This is a genomic window from Bacillus sp. JJ1773 (assembly GCF_036962035.1).
Lineage (GTDB): Bacteria > Bacillota > Bacilli > Bacillales > Cytobacillaceae > Cytobacillus.
On sequence record NZ_JBALNX010000032.1, the window covers coordinates 36176 to 56343 of the forward strand.

Below are 20168 nucleotides of genomic sequence, written 5' to 3' on the forward strand. Positions count from 1 at the left end.
GGATCGGTAATCAAAGAGCACTAATGGTGACCGGTCGGAGTGAAAAAAGGAAAAAACGGGAATCATAGCTTATTAATTCAGCCATTACCTTTTTTTCAGCTTTATCCACTCGTATATCACATGTAAATAAAAAGGGAATTGGCTCATACGTAGAGAATTTTAAGAAAGTATTGAAAAAAATAAAGCGGGTGAGTTCATGAATCTAAAGTTAGGGTATGTCATTTTATATGTTGAAAATCTTGATAAAACAAAACACTTTTACGAAAACTTATTAGGTTTAGAGCTAAGGAATGAATTTGGAACTTATATAGAATTTAACACAGGATCTACAGTTCTATCTTTTAACACAAGAGAAGGGGGACGTGAGGTTACAAGTCTTCCGATTCCAAATGGTATTAGAAAGGAACAAACCTTTGAACTCGGATTTGTTACGGAGGACGTAGAGGGATTTGTTGAAGGCCTTCGTGAAGAAGGGGTATCAATCCTTATGGAACCGGTTGAAAAGCCTTGGGGTCAAAAGGTTGCATATGTCGAGGATCCTGATGGACATTATATTGAGATTTGTTCTCCGATAGGGTGAGAGGAGACTAATCAAACGATTAATTAAACTAATCAAACGATTAATTAAAATTAATCAAACGTTTAATTAAGGTCAACCATGGGGTTAAATCAAACTAATCAAACGATTAATTAAACTAATCAAACGTTTAATTAAAACTAAATGAGAGATTTCGCCCGCCAGCAAAATGGTGGGTTTTTCTTTATTAAAATATTTTTTTTCTAACCATCTAAAAAACGAGATTATTAGTGAATATTAAAGATCCAGCCCTATTTAAACGCTTCCGCTTATATTGCGGTTTTCTTAATATATGGTAAGATGGTTTTTGTTTTTAACGGCCCTGACTTCGATGAGAGTTCGAAGTCGTTTTATTCAAAACAAGTTCCGAATGCAAATAAGTGTATAAGGTTCAAAAAAAGGAGTGTTTATTTGAAAGTACAAACAACTAAAGAACAATGGTTCGGCAATATTCGCGGAGATATTCTTTCTGGGATTGTCGTTGCTTTAGCTCTAATACCTGAGGCGATTGCTTTCTCAATAATTGCTGGGGTCGATCCTATGGTTGGACTTTATGCTTCCTTCTGTATCGCTGTTACGATTGCAATATTTGGAGGCAGACCAGGGATGATCTCTGCTGCAACAGGGGCAATGGCATTGCTAATGGTTACACTTGTTGCGGATCATGGTTTACAGTATTTATTTGCTGCGACTATTTTAACGGGAGTATTCCAAATTTTATTTGGTGTTCTTAAGTTAGCCCGTTTTATGAAGTTTATCCCGAGATCGGTAATGATTGGCTTTGTTAATGCGTTAGCCATCTTGATTTTTATGGCTCAGCTTGAGCAATTTGTTGGAGCCAATTGGGTCATGTATGCAATGGTTGCTGGGGCGCTTGCCATCATCTATCTTTTTCCGAGAATGACGAAGGCTGTCCCTTCTCCACTAGTGGCAATAATAGTTATTACAATCATTGCCATTATGACGAAGAGTGATGTCAGAACGGTAGGAGATATGGGAGCCCTTAGCTCATCTCTGCCTGCTTTTTTAATTCCGGATGTTCCCTTCAATTTTGAAACGTTAAAAATTATTTTTCCCTATTCAATTGGCTTAGCCATCGTTGGTTTAATAGAAACATTACTAACTGCTACTATCGTAGATGACATGACAGATACTGCTAGTGATAAAAACCGCGAAAGCCGCGGACAGGGAATTGCGAATATTGTCGCTGGCCTTTTTGGCGGAATGGCTGGATGTGCCATGATTGGCCAATCCGTTATCAATGTTAAATCTGGCGGTAGAGGAAGACTTTCAGCACTTGTTGCCGGGATGTTCTTAATGTTCCTTATTTTAGTTTTAGGAAAAGTGGTTGTTCAAATCCCAATGGCGGCTCTTGTAGGCGTCATGATTATGGTATCTATTGGAACGTTCGATTGGTCTTCTATTAAAGGAATGGCAAAGATGCCTGTCACGGACTCGATTGTAATGGTTACTACAGTCGTAACGGTTGTATTTACTCATAATTTATCAATCGGAGTATTTGCAGGAATTATTTTAAGTGCGATTTTCTTCGTAGCAAAAATTTCAAAAGTCTATGTTACTTCAAAAGTAGTTGGGGATAAGAAAGTTTACGCTGTAAAGGGGCAGGTTTTCTTTGCCTCTGTAAATGAATTGCTTTCTTATATCGATTTTAGCAGCAACGATCAGAATGTAGAAATTGATTTTAGTGAAGCGCATGTGTGGGATGATTCAGCTGTAGCAGCTATTGATAAAATTGTTATAAAGTTGCGGGAAAATGGGGCATCCGTTCGGCTTGTTGGGTTAAATGCTCCAAGTTCTCATTTAATAGACCGTTTGGCTGTTCATCAAAAGCATGGGGCGAAACTATCTGAACACTAAAGGTAATAAAAAACTGGGACTGCCCAAAGTCAATTATCCTGACTTTGGACAGTCCCTTTTGCTTTAGGTATTTAAAATGATATCAAATTTCACACCATCTTCACTTGCAATTATTATTTCGATAGTTTCCTTTGTTTTAACTTAATCAAATGTGGGATGTAAATGGTTTGTAAATTGGAATTTACAAAGGATTAGTGTTTGAAGGGTTTTTGCTTAATATTTGTTTTGTATATTTATATTGTAAAACAAAACAAAAACAAACATATTCGGGAGGAAAATGACCATGTCTTGGATTCGTAATTGGAAAAAAGGAATTATCGGTGTAATGACTATTTCTATGTTAGCAGCTTGTTCCTCAAACGATAGCACTAAAAGCGCAGGAGAAGAAACGGATTTTAACCAATTGACATTGGCTCAAATAGAAGAAAAAGCAAAAGCAGAAGGTAAAGTAAATTCAGTTGGGATGCCAGATACTTGGGCAAACTGGGTGGAAACATGGGATGAGTTGGGAGCAAAGTATAATTTGCAACATTCGGATACAGATATGTCTAGTGCTGAAGAGCTAGCGAAATTTGCAGCAGAAAAGAAAGATGCAACAGCTGACATTGGTGATGTTGGAATTGCCTTTGGACCGATAGCAGAGGATCAAGATTTGACGCTTGCTTATAAAACATCTTACTGGGATGACATTCCAGCTTGGGCAAAAGATGATAATGGAGACTGGATTGTTGGATATACAGGTACGATGTCTTTTATTACCGATAAAAATAATGTGAAAAATGCACCTGCGTCTTGGGCAGATCTGAAAAATGGCAATTACAAAGTTAGCATAGGGGATGCCCTAACAGCAAACCAAGCACAATTTGCTATTCTAGCAGCTGCCTATGCATTCGGCGGAGACGAAAAGAATATTCAGCCAGGTATTGATTTCTTTGCAGAATTAGCGAAACAAGGCCGATTATCTGCTGGGGATCCAAGTGTAGCTAATCTTGAAAAAGGTGAAATTGATGTTGCTTTAGTTTGGGATTTTAACGCACTGGGCTATCGTAAACAAATTGATGAAGCGCGTTTTGACGTAACGATTCCAGGAGAGGCTTCTGTTACATCTGGTTATGCCACTATTCTTAACAAGTACGCAAAAAATCCTCATGCGGCGATGTTAGCTCGTGAATACATTCTTTCTGATGAGGGGCAAGAAAATTTAGCAAAAGGATATGCTCGTCCAATTCGTGAAAACGTTAAGTTATCAAAAGAAGTTCAATCTCTTTTATTACCAAATGAAATGTATAAAAATGCTCAACCAGTGAGCGATCAAAAAGCTTGGGAAGACACAACAAAAAAGATTCCGCAAATGTGGCAAGAACAGGTGTTAATCCATGTCAAATAATCGTTTAATCATGATCGTTGTGGATGCGTTGCGTTTTGATACGGCATGTTCACATATGGGATTTATGCAGCATTTGGTTGAACAAGGAAGGGTCGCGCGTTATGAAGTGAAATCGGAAGTCCCTTCGCTATCTCGACCTTTATACGAAACTATTTTAACTGGAACATCACCTTTCGTTCATGGCATTGTCGGGAATGGAGTCATTCGATTATCGACGCAAGAAAGTCTATTTCATTTAGCAAGACGCAGCGGGAAGAAAACCGCTGCAGCTGCTTATTATTGGGTAAGCGAACTTTATAGTCATGCGCCTTTTCGACATGGTATCGATCGAATTCAATTGGACAAGGATGCACCTATTGAAAATGGACTGTTTTATTTTGAAGATCATTACCCAGATAGTCACTTATTTGCCGAAGCTCAATGGCTTGTTTCAGAAAAAAATCCGGATTTTCTCTATATTCATCCGATGAATGTAGATGATGATGGACATAAATTTACAGCCGATTCGGTTCAATATCGAAATCGCGTTTTGGCTACAGATGCCCTATTGGCACAGACGTTGCCTATTTGGATGGACCTTGGTTATGACATCATCGTAACAGCTGACCATGGGATGACGGCTGATGGGAATCATGGTGGGAATACAACGGATGATCGTCATGTTCCGCTATTTATCGCCTCTAATAAAGTGAAACCGATTATTCAAGAGCAGGTCGTTTCACAGCTGCAATTGGCGCCACTTGCCTGTCATTTACTTGGAATCGATCCCTCTGAAGCAATGGTTCCTCTGCTCATGCCGGGTCTAGTCGATCAATAATGTGAAAGAAACTTCTATCACTGGGGGTTTCCAACATAATGGACATGGCGTTTCTTCATCGGCCATCCCCCCATTGATGGTTAGTTACTAATCTGCGATAAAAAGGGAGACAACATGATTATGAATGGAAAAAAAAGCGTACTTCTTATATTAGTTCCGTTCGCTTTATTGATGACGTTCTTTTTTCTCGTCCCGCTCGTTTACATGTTGGTAAGCAGTTTTTCTAATAGTCATGGGTTTACGTTAGAACATTATCAAGAAGCGTTATCAAGCTCTTATATTTTACAAGGGTTTAAAAATAGTTTCGCTTTGTCTGTCGTTTCAGCATTCATTGCCCTCGTTGTTTCTTTACTTGGGGTGTTTGCGATGACATATTTTCCCGAACAAATCCGCGAAAGGTTATTGATTTTGTCCAATTTAACCTCTAACTTTGCAGGTGTTCCGCTTGCTTTTGCATTTATTGTGTTGCTTGGAAATAGCGGTCTTTTTACATTAGCACTTCATTCGTTTGGCTGGGACCTATCCTTTTCGCTTTATAGTTGGTCAGGGCTTTTACTCATCTATATTTATTTTCAACTTCCTCTGGCAATTATGCTTTTATATCCGATTTATTACGGAATACAGCAGCAGTGGAAAGATGCCGCTTCTTTATTAGGCGCTTCACCGCTTGTATTTTGGAGAAAAATCGGTCTTCCTATTATCTTTCCAGGTATTGCAGGAACGTTTACCATTTTGTTCGCCAATGCGATGGGTGCCTATGCATCTGCTTATGCTTTAACGGGGAGTAATTTTAACTTAGCGGCTATTCGGATCGGGGCATTGATTACAGGAGATATCTTTGCTCAACCAGAATTAGCGAGCGCTATTGCCGTTCTGCTTGGTATGATCATGATAATCGTTATGTCGCTTAGTGAATGGCTTGTCAAAAAAACGAGAAGGGATTTGTTGAAGCGATGAAAAAATTTACAATCATTATGCTCACCCTGATCGGAATATATTTAGCTTTGCCGATTCTCGCAACAGCTTTGTATGCATTTTCAACAGAATGGAATAAAACCATTTTACCCGAAGGCTTAACGTTCGAATGGATTGGTATGCTCTTTCAAGATGCTCGCTTTATTGAAGCGTTCGGCCGATCTGTACTTCTTTCTGGAGGAGCAGTTATCATTTCGATTTTGTTTATTGTACCGGCGATTTTCGTGATCGTCTTATACTTTCCATCATTAGAAAAGTGGTTTCAAGCAAGTATTGTGATGGTGTACGCCTTCCCAGGTGTTATTCTAGCAGTTGGATTAATTCGATTTTATTCTGGCACAAGTTTGCCAATGATACTCGCTGTAGTTGGAGTATATGTCATCAGTGTGCTCCCATATATGTACCAAGGAACACGAAATAGCTTAAGGAATGTGCAAGGCCGTCAATTAATGGATGCTGCAGAATTATTAGGTGCTTCAAAAATGGACGCTTTCCGTAAAGTGTTACTTCCAGCAGTATATCCGGGGTTATTCGTATCAGCACTGTTATCGTTTTCTGTCTTATTTGGCGAATTTGTTTTGATTAACCTTGTGGTTGGTTCTCGCTTTGAAACCGTTCAAATATATTTAATGGCAAAATTAAGTACAAGCGGTCATATTGCGAGTGCAATTGTGCTCGTATACATCGTGTTAATGGGGATTTTGACGATGGTGATGGCGGTATTAACGAATAAAGCGAAAGGGATGACACGTGTATGAGTCATGTATTGTTAAAAGACGTCCATAAACAATATCGAGATACTAATGTTCTTACTGGAATTGATATGAATATTCAAGATGGTGAATTTGTTACGTTACTTGGACCGAGTGGCTGTGGAAAAAGTACAATCTTGCGAATATTATCCGGCCTAACAGATGCAACCGGCGGTACGGTGATGATCGATGGAAAAGACATGAAGAACATTCCTCCCAAAAAGCGCAAAGTGGGGATGGTATTTCAATCATACGCATTATTTCCGAATATGACGGTGTTTGAAAATGTTGCATTTGGTTTAAAAATGAACAAAAAACCAGTAAATGAAGTGGAACAACGTGTAGAAAGTATGTTAGAGCTCGTTGGTCTGCAAGAAAAGAAAAAGGCGTATCCGCATGAGCTTTCCGGGGGTCAGCAGCAAAGGGTTGCACTTGCTCGCTCACTCGTAGTTCGTCCGAAAGTATTGTTGCTTGATGAACCGTTAAGTGCGCTTGATGCACAAATACGGAAGCATTTGCAAGTCGAACTGCGCATGATTCAACGTGAACTGAATATGACGATGATTCTTGTTACACATGACCAAGAAGAAGCAATGTCTGTTTCTGATCGCATTTTCGTCATGAATAAGGGGAAAATTGCGCAAGAAGGAACACCATCTGAAATTTATACAAGGCCTAAAACGGAATTTGTTGCCAATTTTATTGGCAGATATAATGTTTTTTCAAAGGAGCAACTAGGAAGTTTATTTGAGAAAAATTTAGCGATTTCTGCTGATAAATACGCGATTCGCCCAGAATCGATTCATATACAATCACAACCATCCTCTTACCCATTACGAGCAATTGCCGGTGATTCTGTTATGAATGGAAATGTGATCCGGACAACATTTTATGCCAATGACAAGCAATTTACGACGGAACAATTGCATCACCGTGCCCCTACTTTTGTGCAAGGGATGGAATATCAATTATTTGTCGAACCAGAGGATGTTATTGCTTTATCATGAATGAAATAAAGGAAGAACGACATCGTTTAATTATTCAATGGGTGAAAGAAGAGAAGCGTGTATCCGTTGCAAAAATGGCGACAGCGTTTTCTGTGACGCCAGAAACGATTCGCCGAGACTTGAACGAGCTAGAGAAGCTTGAACAGTTAACTCGAGTACATGGGGGCGCTGTCCTGTATACAAAACTAGAAGAAGAACAAGCCTTTTTACGAAAGCTTGATATCAATCGGATCGAAAAAGTACAAATTGCTTTAGAAGCGATATCACGTATTGAAGATGGAGATACGATTGCGATCGATGTTGGGACGACAACGGTTCATATTGCTGATTTCATTCAAAATTTGCAGAATTTAACCATTGTAACGAATTCAATTGCTGCAGCCGATCGGTTTAATCAAGCGATTGAAGAAAAGCGAGTGACTGGAAAGGTCATCATGCTAGGTGGGGTGTCGAATCCCGCGCAATCCTCAGTCTCAGGTGCTATGACACTCGAATGGCTAAGTCATATGCATATGGATAAAGCGTTTATTTCCTGTGGTGGAATGGTTGCAGATACAATCTATGATTATGATTTAGATGAATCGCTCGTTTCAGCGAAAATGATGGCGTGCAGTAAGAAGTGTATTTTGCTCGCGGATTCATCGAAAATAGGTGTTCCTTCATTTTTTTCTTTCGCTAAGGCGAGCCAATTCGATGAAGTCATAAGTGATCAGCTTTGTCCGAAAGAATGGAAAGAATGGTACACGAAATGGACGATCGCAAAGGAGAGTCGAGTGGAATGTTAATCGATTATCATGTACATCTAGAAGAAGGACCATATTCGTTTAGCTGGCTTGAACGAACGGCGAAAGCTCTTGGATATTTTCAACCAATTGAATTACTTGAACGTGGGTCGAAAGCAAAGATTGAATACGAAATGAATCAGCTGAACAAACGATTGAATGCTGGCTGCTATAGTCAAGAATGGTTGGATTTATATTTGAAAAAAGCAAAGGAAGTCGGTTTGAAGGAAGTTGGCATTGTCGATCATTTGTATCGCTTTCAAGAAACGAAGAATTATTTTGAAACCGCGTTGAATTTAGACCCATCTCATTCAATTGGTGCATTGCAGTCATACTGGTTGAAAAATGTCATGACGGAAAAGATGGACGAATTCGTAGAAGCTATTTTAATAGCAAAAAAGCGCTGGGAAAATGAAGGTGTCTCATTAAAGTTAGGCATTGAAGCTGATTATTTTGTCGGGCAAGAGCAAGAGCTTGCAGCCCTTTTAGAAGGAAAACCATGGGATTATGTGATCGGTTCTGTTCATTTTGTAGATGGATGGGGATTTGATAATCCACAAACCGTATCTCACTTTGAAAAGCAAGATTTATCCGAGTTATATACACGTTTTTATGAAACCGTTGAAAAAATGATTCGGTCAAAGATGTTTGATTTTGTTGCCCATTTAGATAATTTAAAAGTATTTAATTTCAAAGTAAACAATGAATCATTTAATCAAGAATGGTATGAACGTATAGCAGATGCACTATTAGAAACGAATACGGCTACAGAAGTGAATGCGGGTCTATATTATCGCTATCCAGTTAAGGAGATGTGTCCATCCGTAGATTTCCTAAAGACAATCGTCAAGAAAGGTGTGCCCATTACTCTTTCTTCTGATTCACATTTTCCAGACGATCTTGGTAAATATGTTGCAGAAAACAAGTCATTATTGCAGCAATTAGGTGCTCCAAATCTAGCAACCTTTAAGCAAAGAGAAAGAATCATGGTACAGATCCAGTAGGGTCTGTTTTTTTTTGATAAGAGGGAATTACTATCTTATAAAAAAATACCGAAATTCCATTAATTAATTAATAAACTATTTTTAATTAAATTGAAATAATAAAATAGTTTTTTGTAATTCTTTTTTGAGATAAAATTAACTGTGCAAAGCTTGTAAAAACATAATTTAGTTTCCACACATGATGTTTTTACATACATATAAAGTAATGGGCGAATGTTTGAAAAATATTCCTCAATAAATCACACCTTAATCACTCCCTTTCTTAATTCACAAAGTGGTAAAATAGGAAAGTGATTGAGAATGGAGGTTCACATTATTTATGAAAACGAAAGTTGGACTATTATACGGCGGGAAATCTGCTGAACATGAAGTTTCTATGCAAACAGCTATGGCTGTCTTAAAGGCTTTGGATCAAGAGAAGTTTGAAGTTTATCCCATATATATATCAAAAGATGGCGGGTGGAATAAAGGACCACAGTTAACAGGACCTGTTACAAATGTGAAGGAGCTGGCGTTTTCCAACTTGGATGCACTGCCTCCAACTGCTTTAGCTCCTGCATTGTTTAAGGCTGCAGAAGATGAAAAAAGCTCATTTGATGTAATTTTCCCGCTGCTGCACGGACCGAATGGAGAAGATGGTACAGTTCAAGGGCTGCTTGAGCTTCTCAATCTTCCTTATGTAGGAAATGGTGTCTTGTCCTCTTCAGCAGGCATGGATAAGGTAATCATGAAAAATATCTTTGCTCAAGCTGGTCTTCCACAAGTAAAATACTGTTGGTTTATTCGTAGTGAATGGGAAAAGTCGAATGAGGCTGCTTATCAAAAAGTAGAAGATGAACTAGGCTATCCATGCTTCGTCAAGCCGGCCAACCTTGGTTCAAGTGTCGGTATCAGTAAGTGTACAAATAGATCGGAACTTGAAAAAGCCTTTGCTGAAGCATTCCAATTTGACCGTAAGATCATTATAGAAGAGGGAGTGACAGCAAGAGAAATTGAAGCGGGTGTTCTTGGAAATGATGATCCTGAATGCTCGGTTGCCGGTGAAATTGTGCCGAAGAAAGAATTCTATGATTATAAGGCAAAATACGAAGATGGAAACACAGCTCTTATTATTCCTGCAGAAATTACAAATTCTGAGTATAATCAGCTAAAGGAAATGGCCATTCGGGCATTTAAAGCGTTAGATTGTTCCGGACTTGTAAGAGCGGACTTCTTTTTAACAAGGGAAGGGAAATGGTATATCAATGAGGTCAATACAATGCCTGGATTTACACCATTTAGCATGTTCCCTCTTCTTTGGAAGCATACTGGGGTCGAGTATCCTCAGCTTATCGAGCGCCTTGTGAATTTAGCTATTGAAAGACATGCGGAAAAGCAGCATATTAAATATACGATGGAATAATTGTGCGAGAGCATATAGGGACACGGCGATTTGCCGTGTTTCTTCAATAAATAATGTGTTTGGGGATATTCGCAGTCTATATGGAGGTAACCGATGATAATAAAAACTGTTAAAGAAATTTCCGAGATGATTAAACTTGAAAATGATACTTCTGGCTTTCAGAATACGGTCATTAGCGGTGTAAGCATTGATACAAGGAAAATAAAGACTGGCAATTTATTTGTTCCTTTCAAAGGCGAGAATCAAGATGGTCACCGATTTGTAGAGGAGGCTATTAAAAAGGGAGCCGCGGCAGCCCTTTGGCAAAAGGATGTTCCAAATCCTCCATTACATTTGCCAGTTTTAATAGTAGAAAATACACTGCTGGCTTTACAAGAGCTTGCAAGAAATTACCGGCACACGCTCGGCGTTCGCATTGTTGGAGTAACTGGCAGCAATGGGAAAACAACAACAAAGGACATGACCGCTAATCTGCTGTCAATCAATTATAAAGTCCAAAAAACAGAAGGAAATTTTAATAATGAAATTGGTTTGCCCTTAACGATACTTGATCTTGATCAGGATACGGAGATTGCTGTCCTTGAGATGGGGATGAGCAGTAGAGGGGAAATCGATTTTCTAACACGTTTAGCTGAGCCTGAGGCTGCGATTATTACGAATATCGGTGAGTCGCACCTACTCGATCTTGGGTCAAGAGAGGGAATTGCAGAAGCTAAGTTAGAAATTATTCATGGACTGCAGGAAAATGGGGTAATTACTTATTTTGGTGATGAACCTCTGCTGGATGAAAAGCTATCTGACTATAAAGGTAATTTTACGATTAGAACTTTTGGAAGAAGCGGCAGGAATGATATATTTCCAGTAGAGATAGAACAAAATGATACTGGAAGCACTTTTAAAACAAATGTTGCGGATATTGAGTTTAAGCTCCCTGTCCTAGGAACACATAATGTCTTAAATGCTTTAGCGGCGATGACAGTTGCCAGTCACTTCGGTATTCCTTTTGAAAAAATGAATGAAGGATTTGCAGGGCTCAAGCTAACAAATATGAGAACCGAGCTTTTACAAGGCAAAAAAGGCGAAAAAATAATCAATGATGCTTATAATGCGAGTCCAACCTCTATGCATGCAGCGATCGAACTCCTTTCCCATCTGCCAGGGTACAAAAATAAAATTCTTGTTCTTGGTGATATGCTTGAATTAGGGCCACAAGAAAAGGAGTATCATTTAAAAATGGGTGAATCCATTGAACCTGAAAAAATCGGCTATGTGTTTACGTTCGGAAAGCTGGGCGAATGGATTGCAGAAGGGGCCAAAACGAAATTGCCTGCAGATCGGGTTTTCGCATTTGCCGAAAAACAGCCTCTCATTGAAAAACTTGAAAAGCTTGTTGATAAGGAAACGATTGTATTAGTAAAGGCGTCTAGAGGCATGCAGCTAGAAAGTATTGTTGCAGCACTCCAATAGTGGGAGAGATTATAGCGTTTTGGTTTCCGCTTATTGAAAATACTCGTTTGAGCGGAAACCATATCACATTAAAAAGGAAAAATCCCTATTCCAAGCGAAACGGGGATTTTTCCTTTTTACAACCCAATCCTTATTAATTGAAAAATGAATCAACACGATCAAAATCCCTTCCCCATATGAAACTCCCCTTTACTTCACTTTTATCTCTTATACAAATGAAGAAGGTGAATGGTTCAAGAAATCAACAAATCAAGTTTAACATAGCTAATAATCTTAATATAACCTTTACAAAATATAAACGCTGTTTCAGGTTTTTTACATTATAATTATTAAGCTTAACTAATGAATTACCGATGAAATAACAGGGTGTCTCTCCTGGTATATTTTATTAAAGTCTTATTCATCAGTACAACTTTCCAAATATGTTTCGGATAATTTCATCTATAGGGGGAACATGAATTGATTGGTATTCCATTCAAGTCTTTAATAGCAAATGAAAAAGGAGCTCTGCGTTTTTTAAAAAGAAGGAATATAGAACAAGCAGAGGATCAAGAGGTATCATTTAACAAAAATAGTTTTGTTAGCAGCACTATTGATGAATTAAAAAACAGTAAAGAATATTCTCAACTATTATTTATAGGATTGTCAGACACGGATATTGAGAATCTTGTACAGATTCGTCCTATTATTGAAAAAAATGCTGAGGATATAGTTGATAACTTTTATTTGAAAGTACAAGCAATGCCTAATTTATTTGACATTATCCAACAGCATTCATCAATTGACCGTTTAAAACAAGCGTTTGTACAGTATTTACTTGATATGGTCTCAGGGGAAATTGGAGAAAAATATGTGAACCGGCGGAAGAGTATTGGCCGTGTTCATAACCGGATAGGCTTATTTCCACAATGGTATTTAGGTGCTTACACACTACTTCAAAACGAAATCCTTTCTGTGTTAATGAAGGAAATCCATTCAAGTGAAAAGGTATTTACATACTATTCTTCATTTCAGCGGCTCTGTTCCTTTGACATGCAGATAGCAATAGAAACCTATATAGAATCGTATACTTCATCGATGATGAAGCTGGGTGAAATTGGAGAGTTTCAAGCCAGCTTAAAAGATTCCTCTGCAACTTTGGCGGCAAGTGTTGAAGAAACAACATCCACCATTGCTGATAAGGAAATTGTTGTGGAGCAAATGCGTGAAGAAATACTTGAGATTCAAGTTTCCTCTAAGCACATGATTACACATGTAGAGGAAGGCAAGCAAGATGCATCAAATGCCTTATCTAAAGTTGATCGAGTTGTCGAATTAATTGATACAACAAAAGCGCTAGCCAAGGAACTCAGTGAAAGTTCTGCACAAATCGGACAGATAGTTAATTCAATCCGGGGGATATCTAACCAAACGAATATACTTTCATTAAATGCGGCAATTGAAGCGGCCCGAGCAGGAGTACATGGAAAAGGATTTTCAATTGTAGCACAGGAAGTAAGGAAGTTGGCTCATCAAACAGAAGACGCTCTTGATCACATCCAAGGACAAATTAAAGCGACACAGATAACGATTGAGAAATTTGAAAATAGCTTTCAATATATTGTGGGAGAAATACATATGTTCAGGGATGCTAGCGACAATATTATTAAGATTTTAGAAAAATCCGTTGACAGTGTACAATTGACAGACAAAAGAATCGGTCATTTCAGTGATTATGTGAACGAATTCAAAAAGGCGTTTGCTGATATTTCGATTGCTTCACAAGAAATTGCCAAAATGGCTGAACAATTGAGTGGAATGAATCATGAATTAGCTGATAAGTTTAACAGCTAAAATAGGATTTTATTGTAAACCTTTGTGCAAGTGCGTAAGGCTTGCTTTTATTTCATTAATATTTGCCAAAGCAAAAATCAGCATGGCTCCGAGAAATAGGTGTAAAATATGATTATCTACATTTTGGCTGGTGGTGATTTTTGTGATTGGATGTTTATGTATTCATGGCTTTACGGGAGCACCTTTTGAAGTAGAGCCGCTTGTATCCTATTTAAAGAAACGGACCAATTGGGAAATTGCAGTTCCGACACTTCCAGGGCATGGAGATACGTTAAGCTTAAAAGGGATTGAATATAAAAATTGGATCGAACATGCTGAACAGGCATTGCAGCAGCTTATTGAGAAGTGTGAAACTGTGTATGTCATTGGCTTTTCAATGGGCGGTCTGATTGCGAGTTACTTAGCTGTCCACTATCCTGTGACAAAGCTCGTGTTACTTAGTGCAGCGGCCTATTATGTAAATCCTAAGCAGCTGCTCTTAGATATTGGTGAGATGGCAAAAGACGCTTTTCGCGGTCGATTAACAGAAAATGAAATGTTTATGAGATATAAAAGAAAAATATTAGCTACTCCTATTACGGCTACGCTCCAATTTCGAAGACTTGTTGCTGCAATCAGACCGATTTTAGGAAAGATTGAAATCCCAACCCTTATCGCCCAAGGGGAGTGTGATGGTGTTGTTCCGCCAAAGAGTGCACAATATTTATACCACAGGATTGGGACCTCGGCGAAGAAGCTCATTTATCTTAAAGAGTCAAAACATCTCATTTGCCATTGTGAGGAAAGAGAAAATCTTTTTTCCGAAATTTATCACTTTCTATTGAAGAGAGAACCTGCTTAAAAAGGGTTCTCTTTTCTGCATTCATTGCAAACACCTTTATAAAATGATAAAATTATCAACAAAGTGCCAAAAGGAACTTCTCATGAAACCTGGACATACTCCTATTGGAGAATGTCTTTTTTCACTTTCAAGTAGGATTAATTGAATGTGAATATATACAGAAATTAGATTAGTTTTTTTTAGAAGGAGAGAAAACAGTGACAAAGTTTCAAGATCTGGGAATTAGCCCTGCAACGATGAAATCCCTGAAGCGAATGGGATTTGAAGAAGCTACACCAATTCAAGCGCAAACGATCCCGTTAAGCTTAGAAAATAAAGATTTAATCGGACAAGCACAAACGGGTACAGGAAAAACGGCAGCGTTTGGAATACCGATGATTGATAAAATAGATTATGAAAAAGATGTCATCCAAGGAATTATTATTGCTCCTACACGCGAGCTAGCAATTCAAGTATCTGAAGAATTATATAAAATCGGCTATGGAAAAAGAACGAAAGTATTAGCCATTTATGGCGGTCAAGATATTAACCGTCAAATCCGCGCTTTGAAAAACCGTCCACATATAATTGTGGGAACTCCTGGCCGAATATTGGATCATATTAACCGGAAAACATTGCATCTTGAAAATGTTCAAACTGCTATTCTAGATGAGGCAGATGAAATGTTGAATATGGGCTTTATTGAGGACATTGAAGCGATTCTTGCTCAAATTCCGGAGGAGCGCCAAACGTTGTTGTTCTCAGCAACGATGCCGCCTCCAATTCAAAGAATGGCTGAACGGTTTATGAAGGACCCGCAGATTGTACGTGTGAAGACAAAAGAGGTAACAGTTCCTTTAATTGAACAATACTATCTGGAAGTACAGGAAAGAAGCAAATTTGATATTTTGACAAGACTTCTGGATATTCAATCGCCAGAGCTCGCTATCGTGTTCGGACGGACAAAACGCCGTGTTGATGAGCTTGCAGAAGCATTAAACCTAAGAGGCTATAACGCGGAAGGCATTCACGGGGACTTAAGCCAGGCGAAACGCATTTCAGTTCTAAGGAAATTTAAAGAGGGCTCAATTGATGTTCTTGTTGCGACTGATGTAGCAGCCCGCGGATTGGACATCTCTGGAGTTACTCATGTATATAACTTTGATATTCCGCAGGACCCTGAAAGCTATGTACACCGAATTGGACGTACAGGACGTGCAGGGAAGTCGGGAGTGGCAATGACCTTTATTAACCCAAGAGAAAAGTCTTACTTGCAGGTCGTTGAAAGAACAACAAAAAGAAAAATAGAAAAAATGAAGCCGCCAACATTAGATGAGGCTCTTGAAGGACAGCAAAAAGCGGTTGTAGAGCGTATTCTGCAATCGGTGGAATCGAACAATCTTCAATACTATAAGCAGGCAGCAGAAGAATTACTAGAGCAGCAGGATGCAACGATTATTGTTCAGGCCGTACTAAAAATGCTGACGAAGGAACCTGACACAACTCCTGTTAAGTTAACGGAAGAAAAGCCAATGCCTGCAAAAAGGGAGCGCAGACAAGACGATCGCAGCAAATCTTACGGAGGCCAAAGAGGAAGACAGAGCGCGCCAGTAAGATCTCGCCAAGGATCTTCAGGAAAGCGCTACAGCAATAATGGCAGCAATCGAAGCAATTCTAATAATTACCGTTAAGTTAGAAGAGAGCAATGCTCTCTTCTTCTTTTTTAAGGATTAAGCTTTTGTCATGTTTAAATCCCACACGATTCCATAAGCATCCTTCACTTTTGCATATTTCGCTCCCCAAAAAGTATCTTGAAGCTCCATTAAAACCGAACCTTTATTACTTAATCGGTCATAAACCTTTTGGATTTCATCTTCTGATTCGAACTCCAGAACTAACGAAATCTGATTGCCGATTTGAACATCGCCATCTGAAAAGGAATCGGAAGCCATAAAGAATAAATCATCTTTTTTAAATTGTGCATGCATGATTCGGTTGTCTGCATCTGGCGGAGTTGGATAATCCGCATCGCCAAAGGTTTGTAAATTTAAAATCTCACCTTCGAATACTTCTTTATAATATTCAAGTGCATCCCTTGCATTTCCGTTGAAAAATAAATAGGGTGTAGCTTGACCTTTCATAAATTTCACTCCTAAAATTTTGTCCAATACCATATTTTCCATTATAAATAATGTTTAATCAGAGTTAAAGAACGAATGTTCGACGATTGAGGAAGTTATTCATTTCAAGTTAGATAATTTTAGATTTTGAATCCTATTTAGTACTATTAACGTAATGATACTTAGCTCTAAGTTTAGGAGGTACCATATGGTTTTAGAACCGCAAAGAAGGATATCCGAAAGAGGATTAACAGTCTGGAGGATTTCCGGTGCAATTCATTCGTTTTTTTCATTATTGCTAGCTGGAGGAGTTATTGCTCTTACCATTATATTTAATTGGCCAATGTGGATGATTGCCGTTGCCCTTATTTTATTTGCTATCGATATGTATTTAGTGATTATGCTCATCCCTACTTTGAGATGGAAGCGTTGGCGGTATGAGGTAAGGGAAAATGAAATCGAGCTTCAGCATGGAGTGTTCGTCATCAAAAGGACTCTCGTGCCGATGATTAGGGTTCAGCATGTTGATACCCGGCAAGGACCGATTTTGCGAAAATACGGTTTAGCCACCGTGGCCATTTCAACTGCTGCGACTGTACATGAAATTCCGGCTTTGGATATGAATGAGGCGGAGGAACTAAGATTTTTCATTTCTAAGCTGGCAAGGGTGGCTGATGAAGATGTCTGAGCCAAGAAGACTGCACCCGATTTCAGCAGTTGTAAATTTTTTAAAGCAATTGAAAGATTTAATTATTCCATTTCTTGTTTTTGTTGTTTTTGGAAGCAGGGATGGGAGTATTCAACTTATTATTTCAGTTGTTATTATCGTTTTCATCCTAATCGCTGGAATCATATCCTGGCTGAGATTCACGTACCGGCTAGAAGAGGGAGAGCTCAGGATAGAGTACGGTGTATTTGTTAGAAAGAAAAGATATATTCCACTTGATCGCATTCAGAGTCTTGATTTATCGGAAGGGATCTTGCATCGTCCATTTGGTCTTGTAAGAGTGAAGGTGGAAACGGCCGGTTCAAGCAGCAAAGGGGAAGCTGAAGCTGTATTAACCGCCATTTCAAAGGAAGAGGCAAATCAAATTCAGCACATTCTTTTTTCCGCAAAAAACGAAAAAAAGGAAACCGATGCAGAGGTGTCTGTTAAAGACACTCAAGAGAAAATACTTTATAAAATTACCCCGGGTGAGCTCTTGCTTATGGCGTCTACCTCTGGAGGAGTCGGTGTTGTTTTTTCCGCGTGTTTTGCTTTCGTTTTCCAATTTGAAGAAATGATCCCTTATGAAAGACTGTTTAACGGGTTGGAGGATGTGATTTCAAACGGGGTCCTTTTTATTAGTATTCTAGTGTTTATAGGGTTTTTGATTGCATGGGTGGCTGCGTTGGTAGGGACTATGGTAAAATATGCTGGTTTTACAGTAAAGAACGTAGGAGAGGACCTTATCATAACGAGAGGACTTTTAGAGAAGCGTCAGATTACGATCCCTCTACACCGGATTCAAGCCATTCGGATATCAGAAAATTTAATTAGACAGCCTCTTGGATTTGGAACCGTATTTTTAGAAAGTGCAGGCGGGTCTGCTATTGATCAGGAAAGTGCGCGGGTCATGATACTTCCAATTATCAAAAAAGAACGCATTGCCAACATATTAACTCCTTATTTAAATGATTATTCATTTAAGTCTGTTATCGAATCTGCACCGAGCCGAGCATTAAAACGGTATATGTTTAGAGGGCTTCTGTATAGCTTACCGATTGCGGCAGTACCCGTTATCTTTTTCAGACCTTGGGGGTATTTGGCTCTGTTGTTTGTTCTCCTATCTATTGCTTGGGCGTTTGTTAAGTATAAAGATGCGGGCTGGGGAATTGATGAATTACAGTTGATTTTAAGATATCGTGCAGTAAATAAAACAACAGTTTTTATGAAAAGAAATCGAATTCAGTCTTTGAATATAAAAGAAAGCTATTTTCAAAGAGGGAAAGAGCTAGGGACTGTTACTGCAGTAGTTATGTCTGGTTCAGGCGGAACAGGCGGTACGGTTGTAGATTTGGAGAAACAGGATATAAATGATATTTATAAATGGTATTCCTATACGAAATTAAGCGCCGATTAGGTGCTTTTCGTATTTAAAAATTTAGAATTTTAACCGATAGTAATAATGGACTAGTTTTCTTTATGGTGCTTAACCCTCTTTCGAGTGAGCTTTACCCAATTCTCGGCTATTGAGGGGAAGGTTGAAAGGCGTTCTATTGAAGGTGGTCGAATTGGATAATTGTGACTCAGGAGGGGATTTTATTTGTTTACGACTAAGAAGAGAAATATTCAATTGACAGAAGAAAACACAGAATTAAAAAATCGCTTGAAGGTTATTTTTGAAAAGGCACAGCAAAATGAGGAGTATCTTAACGATTTCATTGAGGGCTTTAATAGTGAATTAACAATTGCCATTGAACAGCATGAAAAGGTAAATGGGCAGCACGATGTCTTGGGCGAATTAGTCGGAAAAATAAATGAACGGTTTGATAAAGTAAACATTATTAGCCAGATGTCCTATGATAAATCCCTTGGCCTGCAAGAAAAGGGTCAGAATTTATTTGAATCAACTGTAGATATGGTGAAAATCTCAGAAGAGGGAAGGGATTCTGTTAGTAAAGTTGAAGGACTCATTGCCAAATTAGGTGACCAGCTACATGAGACATCCGTTAAAATGAATCAGTTAAATGAAAGATCGAAAGAAATTGAGATTATCGTCAAAGTGATAAAGGAAATTGCTGATCAAACGAATTTATTGGCGCTTAACGCTTCCATTGAAGCTGCAAGAGCGGGGGAACATGGTAAGGGGTTTGCTGTTGTCGCTGAAGAGGTAAGAAAGCTTGCTGAAAATACAGCGGAAAGCACCCATAATATAAGCGTCCTGACACAGAATATCCAAAAAGATATTGAGGACTCACTGCAATCGACAAAGATGAGCACAGGGTTAATCGAAAATGGGATTCAGCTTAGTACTGACACGACAAGTAAAATAAACTACATTTTAACAGTGTTTAATAACGTCCAATCTGAGGTAAAAGATGTGATTGGCACAATCGAAGAGCAAAGAGAATATTCAAATGATGTGATGAGCGAAATAAGCGAAACACAAGCTATTTTTGAACAGGCAAATGAGATGATAATTAGACATATTAATGATGCAAGTGTTGTTGATGAGAAATTAGAAGGCGGTATTAGACAGGTTGCAGAATTAAGCAATTGGGGTAAGGTGCTCAAGGAAAATAATGAATAGATTATTCCATAAAAAACAGTGAGTTTCACTGTTTTTTTTCTTTGCTAAAGGTAA

At 38.6% G+C, this 20168-nt stretch carries 17 protein-coding genes and 1 pseudogene; 17 read left to right on the forward strand and 1 reads right to left on the reverse strand.

Annotation, left to right across the window (positions count from 1 at the left end; translation table 11 throughout):
* Nucleotides 1-196: 196 nt before the first annotated feature.
* The 14 genes from V7127_RS08460 (at nucleotide 197) to V7127_RS08525 (ending at nucleotide 16392) form a co-directional block, all read left to right on the forward strand.
* Nucleotides 197-580 carry a VOC family protein gene (locus V7127_RS08460; RefSeq protein WP_335484842.1) on the forward strand — a complete coding sequence of 128 codons (384 nt, stop codon included), beginning with the start codon at nucleotides 197-199 and terminating at the stop codon, nucleotides 578-580.
* A gap of 408 nt (nucleotides 581-988) precedes the next feature.
* Nucleotides 989-2455 (forward strand): SulP family inorganic anion transporter, encoded by a 1467-nt coding sequence (locus tag V7127_RS08465; RefSeq protein WP_335484844.1) that lies wholly within the window; start codon nucleotides 989-991, stop codon nucleotides 2453-2455.
* A gap of 337 nt (nucleotides 2456-2792) precedes the next feature.
* Entirely contained in the window at nucleotides 2793-3842 is a 1050-nt protein-coding gene (locus V7127_RS08470; protein WP_438823987.1) for an ABC transporter substrate-binding protein, read from the forward strand.
* Nucleotides 3832-4659, forward strand: a complete 828-nt coding sequence (locus V7127_RS08475) for an alkaline phosphatase family protein (protein ID WP_335344649.1) — start codon at nucleotides 3832-3834, stop codon at nucleotides 4657-4659. Before V7127_RS08470 ends, V7127_RS08475 begins: the two co-directional genes overlap by 11 nt.
* Nucleotides 4660-4779: 120 nt before the next feature.
* Nucleotides 4780-5616 carry an ABC transporter permease gene (locus V7127_RS08480; RefSeq protein ID WP_335344648.1) on the forward strand — a complete coding sequence of 279 codons (837 nt, stop codon included), beginning with the start codon at nucleotides 4780-4782 and terminating at the stop codon, nucleotides 5614-5616.
* Nucleotides 5613-6392: an ABC transporter permease gene (locus V7127_RS08485; RefSeq protein WP_335484848.1), complete on the forward strand. Its 780-nt coding sequence runs from the start codon at nucleotides 5613-5615 to the stop codon at nucleotides 6390-6392. Before V7127_RS08480 ends, V7127_RS08485 begins: the two co-directional genes overlap by 4 nt.
* Nucleotides 6389-7393 carry an ABC transporter ATP-binding protein gene (locus V7127_RS08490; protein ID WP_335484850.1) on the forward strand — a complete coding sequence of 335 codons (1005 nt, stop codon included), beginning with the start codon at nucleotides 6389-6391 and terminating at the stop codon, nucleotides 7391-7393. The genes V7127_RS08485 and V7127_RS08490 overlap by 4 nt, the downstream gene beginning before the upstream one ends.
* Nucleotides 7390-8178 (forward strand): DeoR/GlpR family DNA-binding transcription regulator, encoded by a 789-nt coding sequence (locus V7127_RS08495; RefSeq protein WP_335484852.1) that lies wholly within the window; start codon nucleotides 7390-7392, stop codon nucleotides 8176-8178. The genes V7127_RS08490 and V7127_RS08495 overlap by 4 nt, the downstream gene beginning before the upstream one ends.
* Nucleotides 8172-9179 (forward strand): histidinol phosphate phosphatase domain-containing protein, encoded by a 1008-nt coding sequence (locus V7127_RS08500; protein WP_335484892.1) that lies wholly within the window; start codon nucleotides 8172-8174, stop codon nucleotides 9177-9179. The genes V7127_RS08495 and V7127_RS08500 overlap by 7 nt, the downstream gene beginning before the upstream one ends.
* A 319-nt stretch (nucleotides 9180-9498) precedes the next feature.
* Complete coding sequence (locus tag V7127_RS08505) at nucleotides 9499-10581, forward strand: D-alanine--D-alanine ligase (RefSeq protein ID WP_335484854.1); 1083 nt, start codon at nucleotides 9499-9501, stop codon at nucleotides 10579-10581.
* Between the two features lie 93 nt (nucleotides 10582-10674).
* Nucleotides 10675-12048 (forward strand): UDP-N-acetylmuramoyl-tripeptide--D-alanyl-D-alanine ligase, encoded by a 1374-nt coding sequence (locus tag V7127_RS08510; protein ID WP_335484856.1) that lies wholly within the window; start codon nucleotides 10675-10677, stop codon nucleotides 12046-12048.
* Nucleotides 12049-12507: 459 nt separating this feature from the next.
* The gene (locus V7127_RS08515; RefSeq protein WP_335348142.1) at nucleotides 12508-13881 is read left to right on the forward strand and encodes a globin-coupled sensor protein; all 1374 of its coding nucleotides are present in this window, start codon (nucleotides 12508-12510) and stop codon (nucleotides 13879-13881) included.
* Between the two features lie 142 nt (nucleotides 13882-14023).
* Entirely contained in the window at nucleotides 14024-14722 is a 699-nt protein-coding gene (locus tag V7127_RS08520) for an alpha/beta hydrolase (RefSeq protein WP_335348143.1), read from the forward strand.
* A gap of 197 nt (nucleotides 14723-14919) precedes the next feature.
* Complete coding sequence (locus tag V7127_RS08525; RefSeq protein WP_335484859.1) at nucleotides 14920-16392, forward strand: DEAD/DEAH box helicase; 1473 nt, start codon at nucleotides 14920-14922, stop codon at nucleotides 16390-16392.
* A gap of 39 nt (nucleotides 16393-16431) precedes the next feature.
* On the opposite strand, the gene V7127_RS08530 is transcribed toward V7127_RS08525, so the two are convergent.
* Nucleotides 16432-16842: a VOC family protein gene (locus tag V7127_RS08530; protein ID WP_335484862.1), complete on the reverse strand. Its 411-nt coding sequence runs from the start codon at nucleotides 16840-16842 to the stop codon at nucleotides 16432-16434.
* A gap of 187 nt (nucleotides 16843-17029) precedes the next feature.
* Here V7127_RS08530 and V7127_RS08535 point away from each other — a divergent pair, with 187 nt between their 5' ends.
* From V7127_RS08535 to V7127_RS25860, 3 genes and pseudogenes are all read left to right on the forward strand, one after another.
* Nucleotides 17030-17509, forward strand: a complete 480-nt coding sequence (locus V7127_RS08535; protein WP_335484864.1) for a PH domain-containing protein — start codon at nucleotides 17030-17032, stop codon at nucleotides 17507-17509.
* The gene (locus V7127_RS08540) at nucleotides 17502-18944 is read left to right on the forward strand and encodes a PH domain-containing protein (RefSeq protein ID WP_335484866.1); all 1443 of its coding nucleotides are present in this window, start codon (nucleotides 17502-17504) and stop codon (nucleotides 18942-18944) included. Before V7127_RS08535 ends, V7127_RS08540 begins: the two co-directional genes overlap by 8 nt.
* Nucleotides 18945-19544: 600 nt before the next feature.
* Nucleotides 19545-20114, forward strand: a pseudogene (locus tag V7127_RS25860) (methyl-accepting chemotaxis protein); the annotation flags it as partial.
* Between the last annotated feature and the right edge of the window lie 54 nt (nucleotides 20115-20168).

Bases quoted from the DNA above. Each gene is read 5' to 3' on its own strand.
- V7127_RS08460 (WP_335484842.1), top strand. From the start codon at position 197: ATGAATCTAAAGTTAGGGTATGTCATTTTATATGTTGAAAATCTTGAT.
- V7127_RS08470 (WP_438823987.1), top strand. From the start codon at position 2,793: ATGTTAGCAGCTTGTTCCTCAAACGATAGCACTAAAAGCGCAGGAGAA.
- V7127_RS08475 (WP_335344649.1), top strand. From the start codon at position 3,832: ATGTCAAATAATCGTTTAATCATGATCGTTGTGGATGCGTTGCGTTTT.
- V7127_RS08480 (WP_335344648.1), top strand. From the start codon at position 4,780: ATGAATGGAAAAAAAAGCGTACTTCTTATATTAGTTCCGTTCGCTTTA.
- V7127_RS08485 (WP_335484848.1), top strand. From the start codon at position 5,613: ATGAAAAAATTTACAATCATTATGCTCACCCTGATCGGAATATATTTA.
- V7127_RS08490 (WP_335484850.1), top strand. From the start codon at position 6,389: ATGAGTCATGTATTGTTAAAAGACGTCCATAAACAATATCGAGATACT.
- V7127_RS08495 (WP_335484852.1), top strand. From the start codon at position 7,390: ATGAATGAAATAAAGGAAGAACGACATCGTTTAATTATTCAATGGGTG.
- V7127_RS08500 (WP_335484892.1), top strand. From the start codon at position 8,172: ATGTTAATCGATTATCATGTACATCTAGAAGAAGGACCATATTCGTTT.
- V7127_RS08505 (WP_335484854.1), top strand. From the start codon at position 9,499: ATGAAAACGAAAGTTGGACTATTATACGGCGGGAAATCTGCTGAACAT.
- V7127_RS08510 (WP_335484856.1), top strand. From the start codon at position 10,675: ATGATAATAAAAACTGTTAAAGAAATTTCCGAGATGATTAAACTTGAA.
- V7127_RS08530 (WP_335484862.1), bottom strand. From the start codon at position 16,842: ATGAAAGGTCAAGCTACACCCTATTTATTTTTCAACGGAAATGCAAGG.
- V7127_RS08535 (WP_335484864.1), top strand. From the start codon at position 17,030: ATGGTTTTAGAACCGCAAAGAAGGATATCCGAAAGAGGATTAACAGTC.
- V7127_RS08540 (WP_335484866.1), top strand. From the start codon at position 17,502: ATGTCTGAGCCAAGAAGACTGCACCCGATTTCAGCAGTTGTAAATTTT.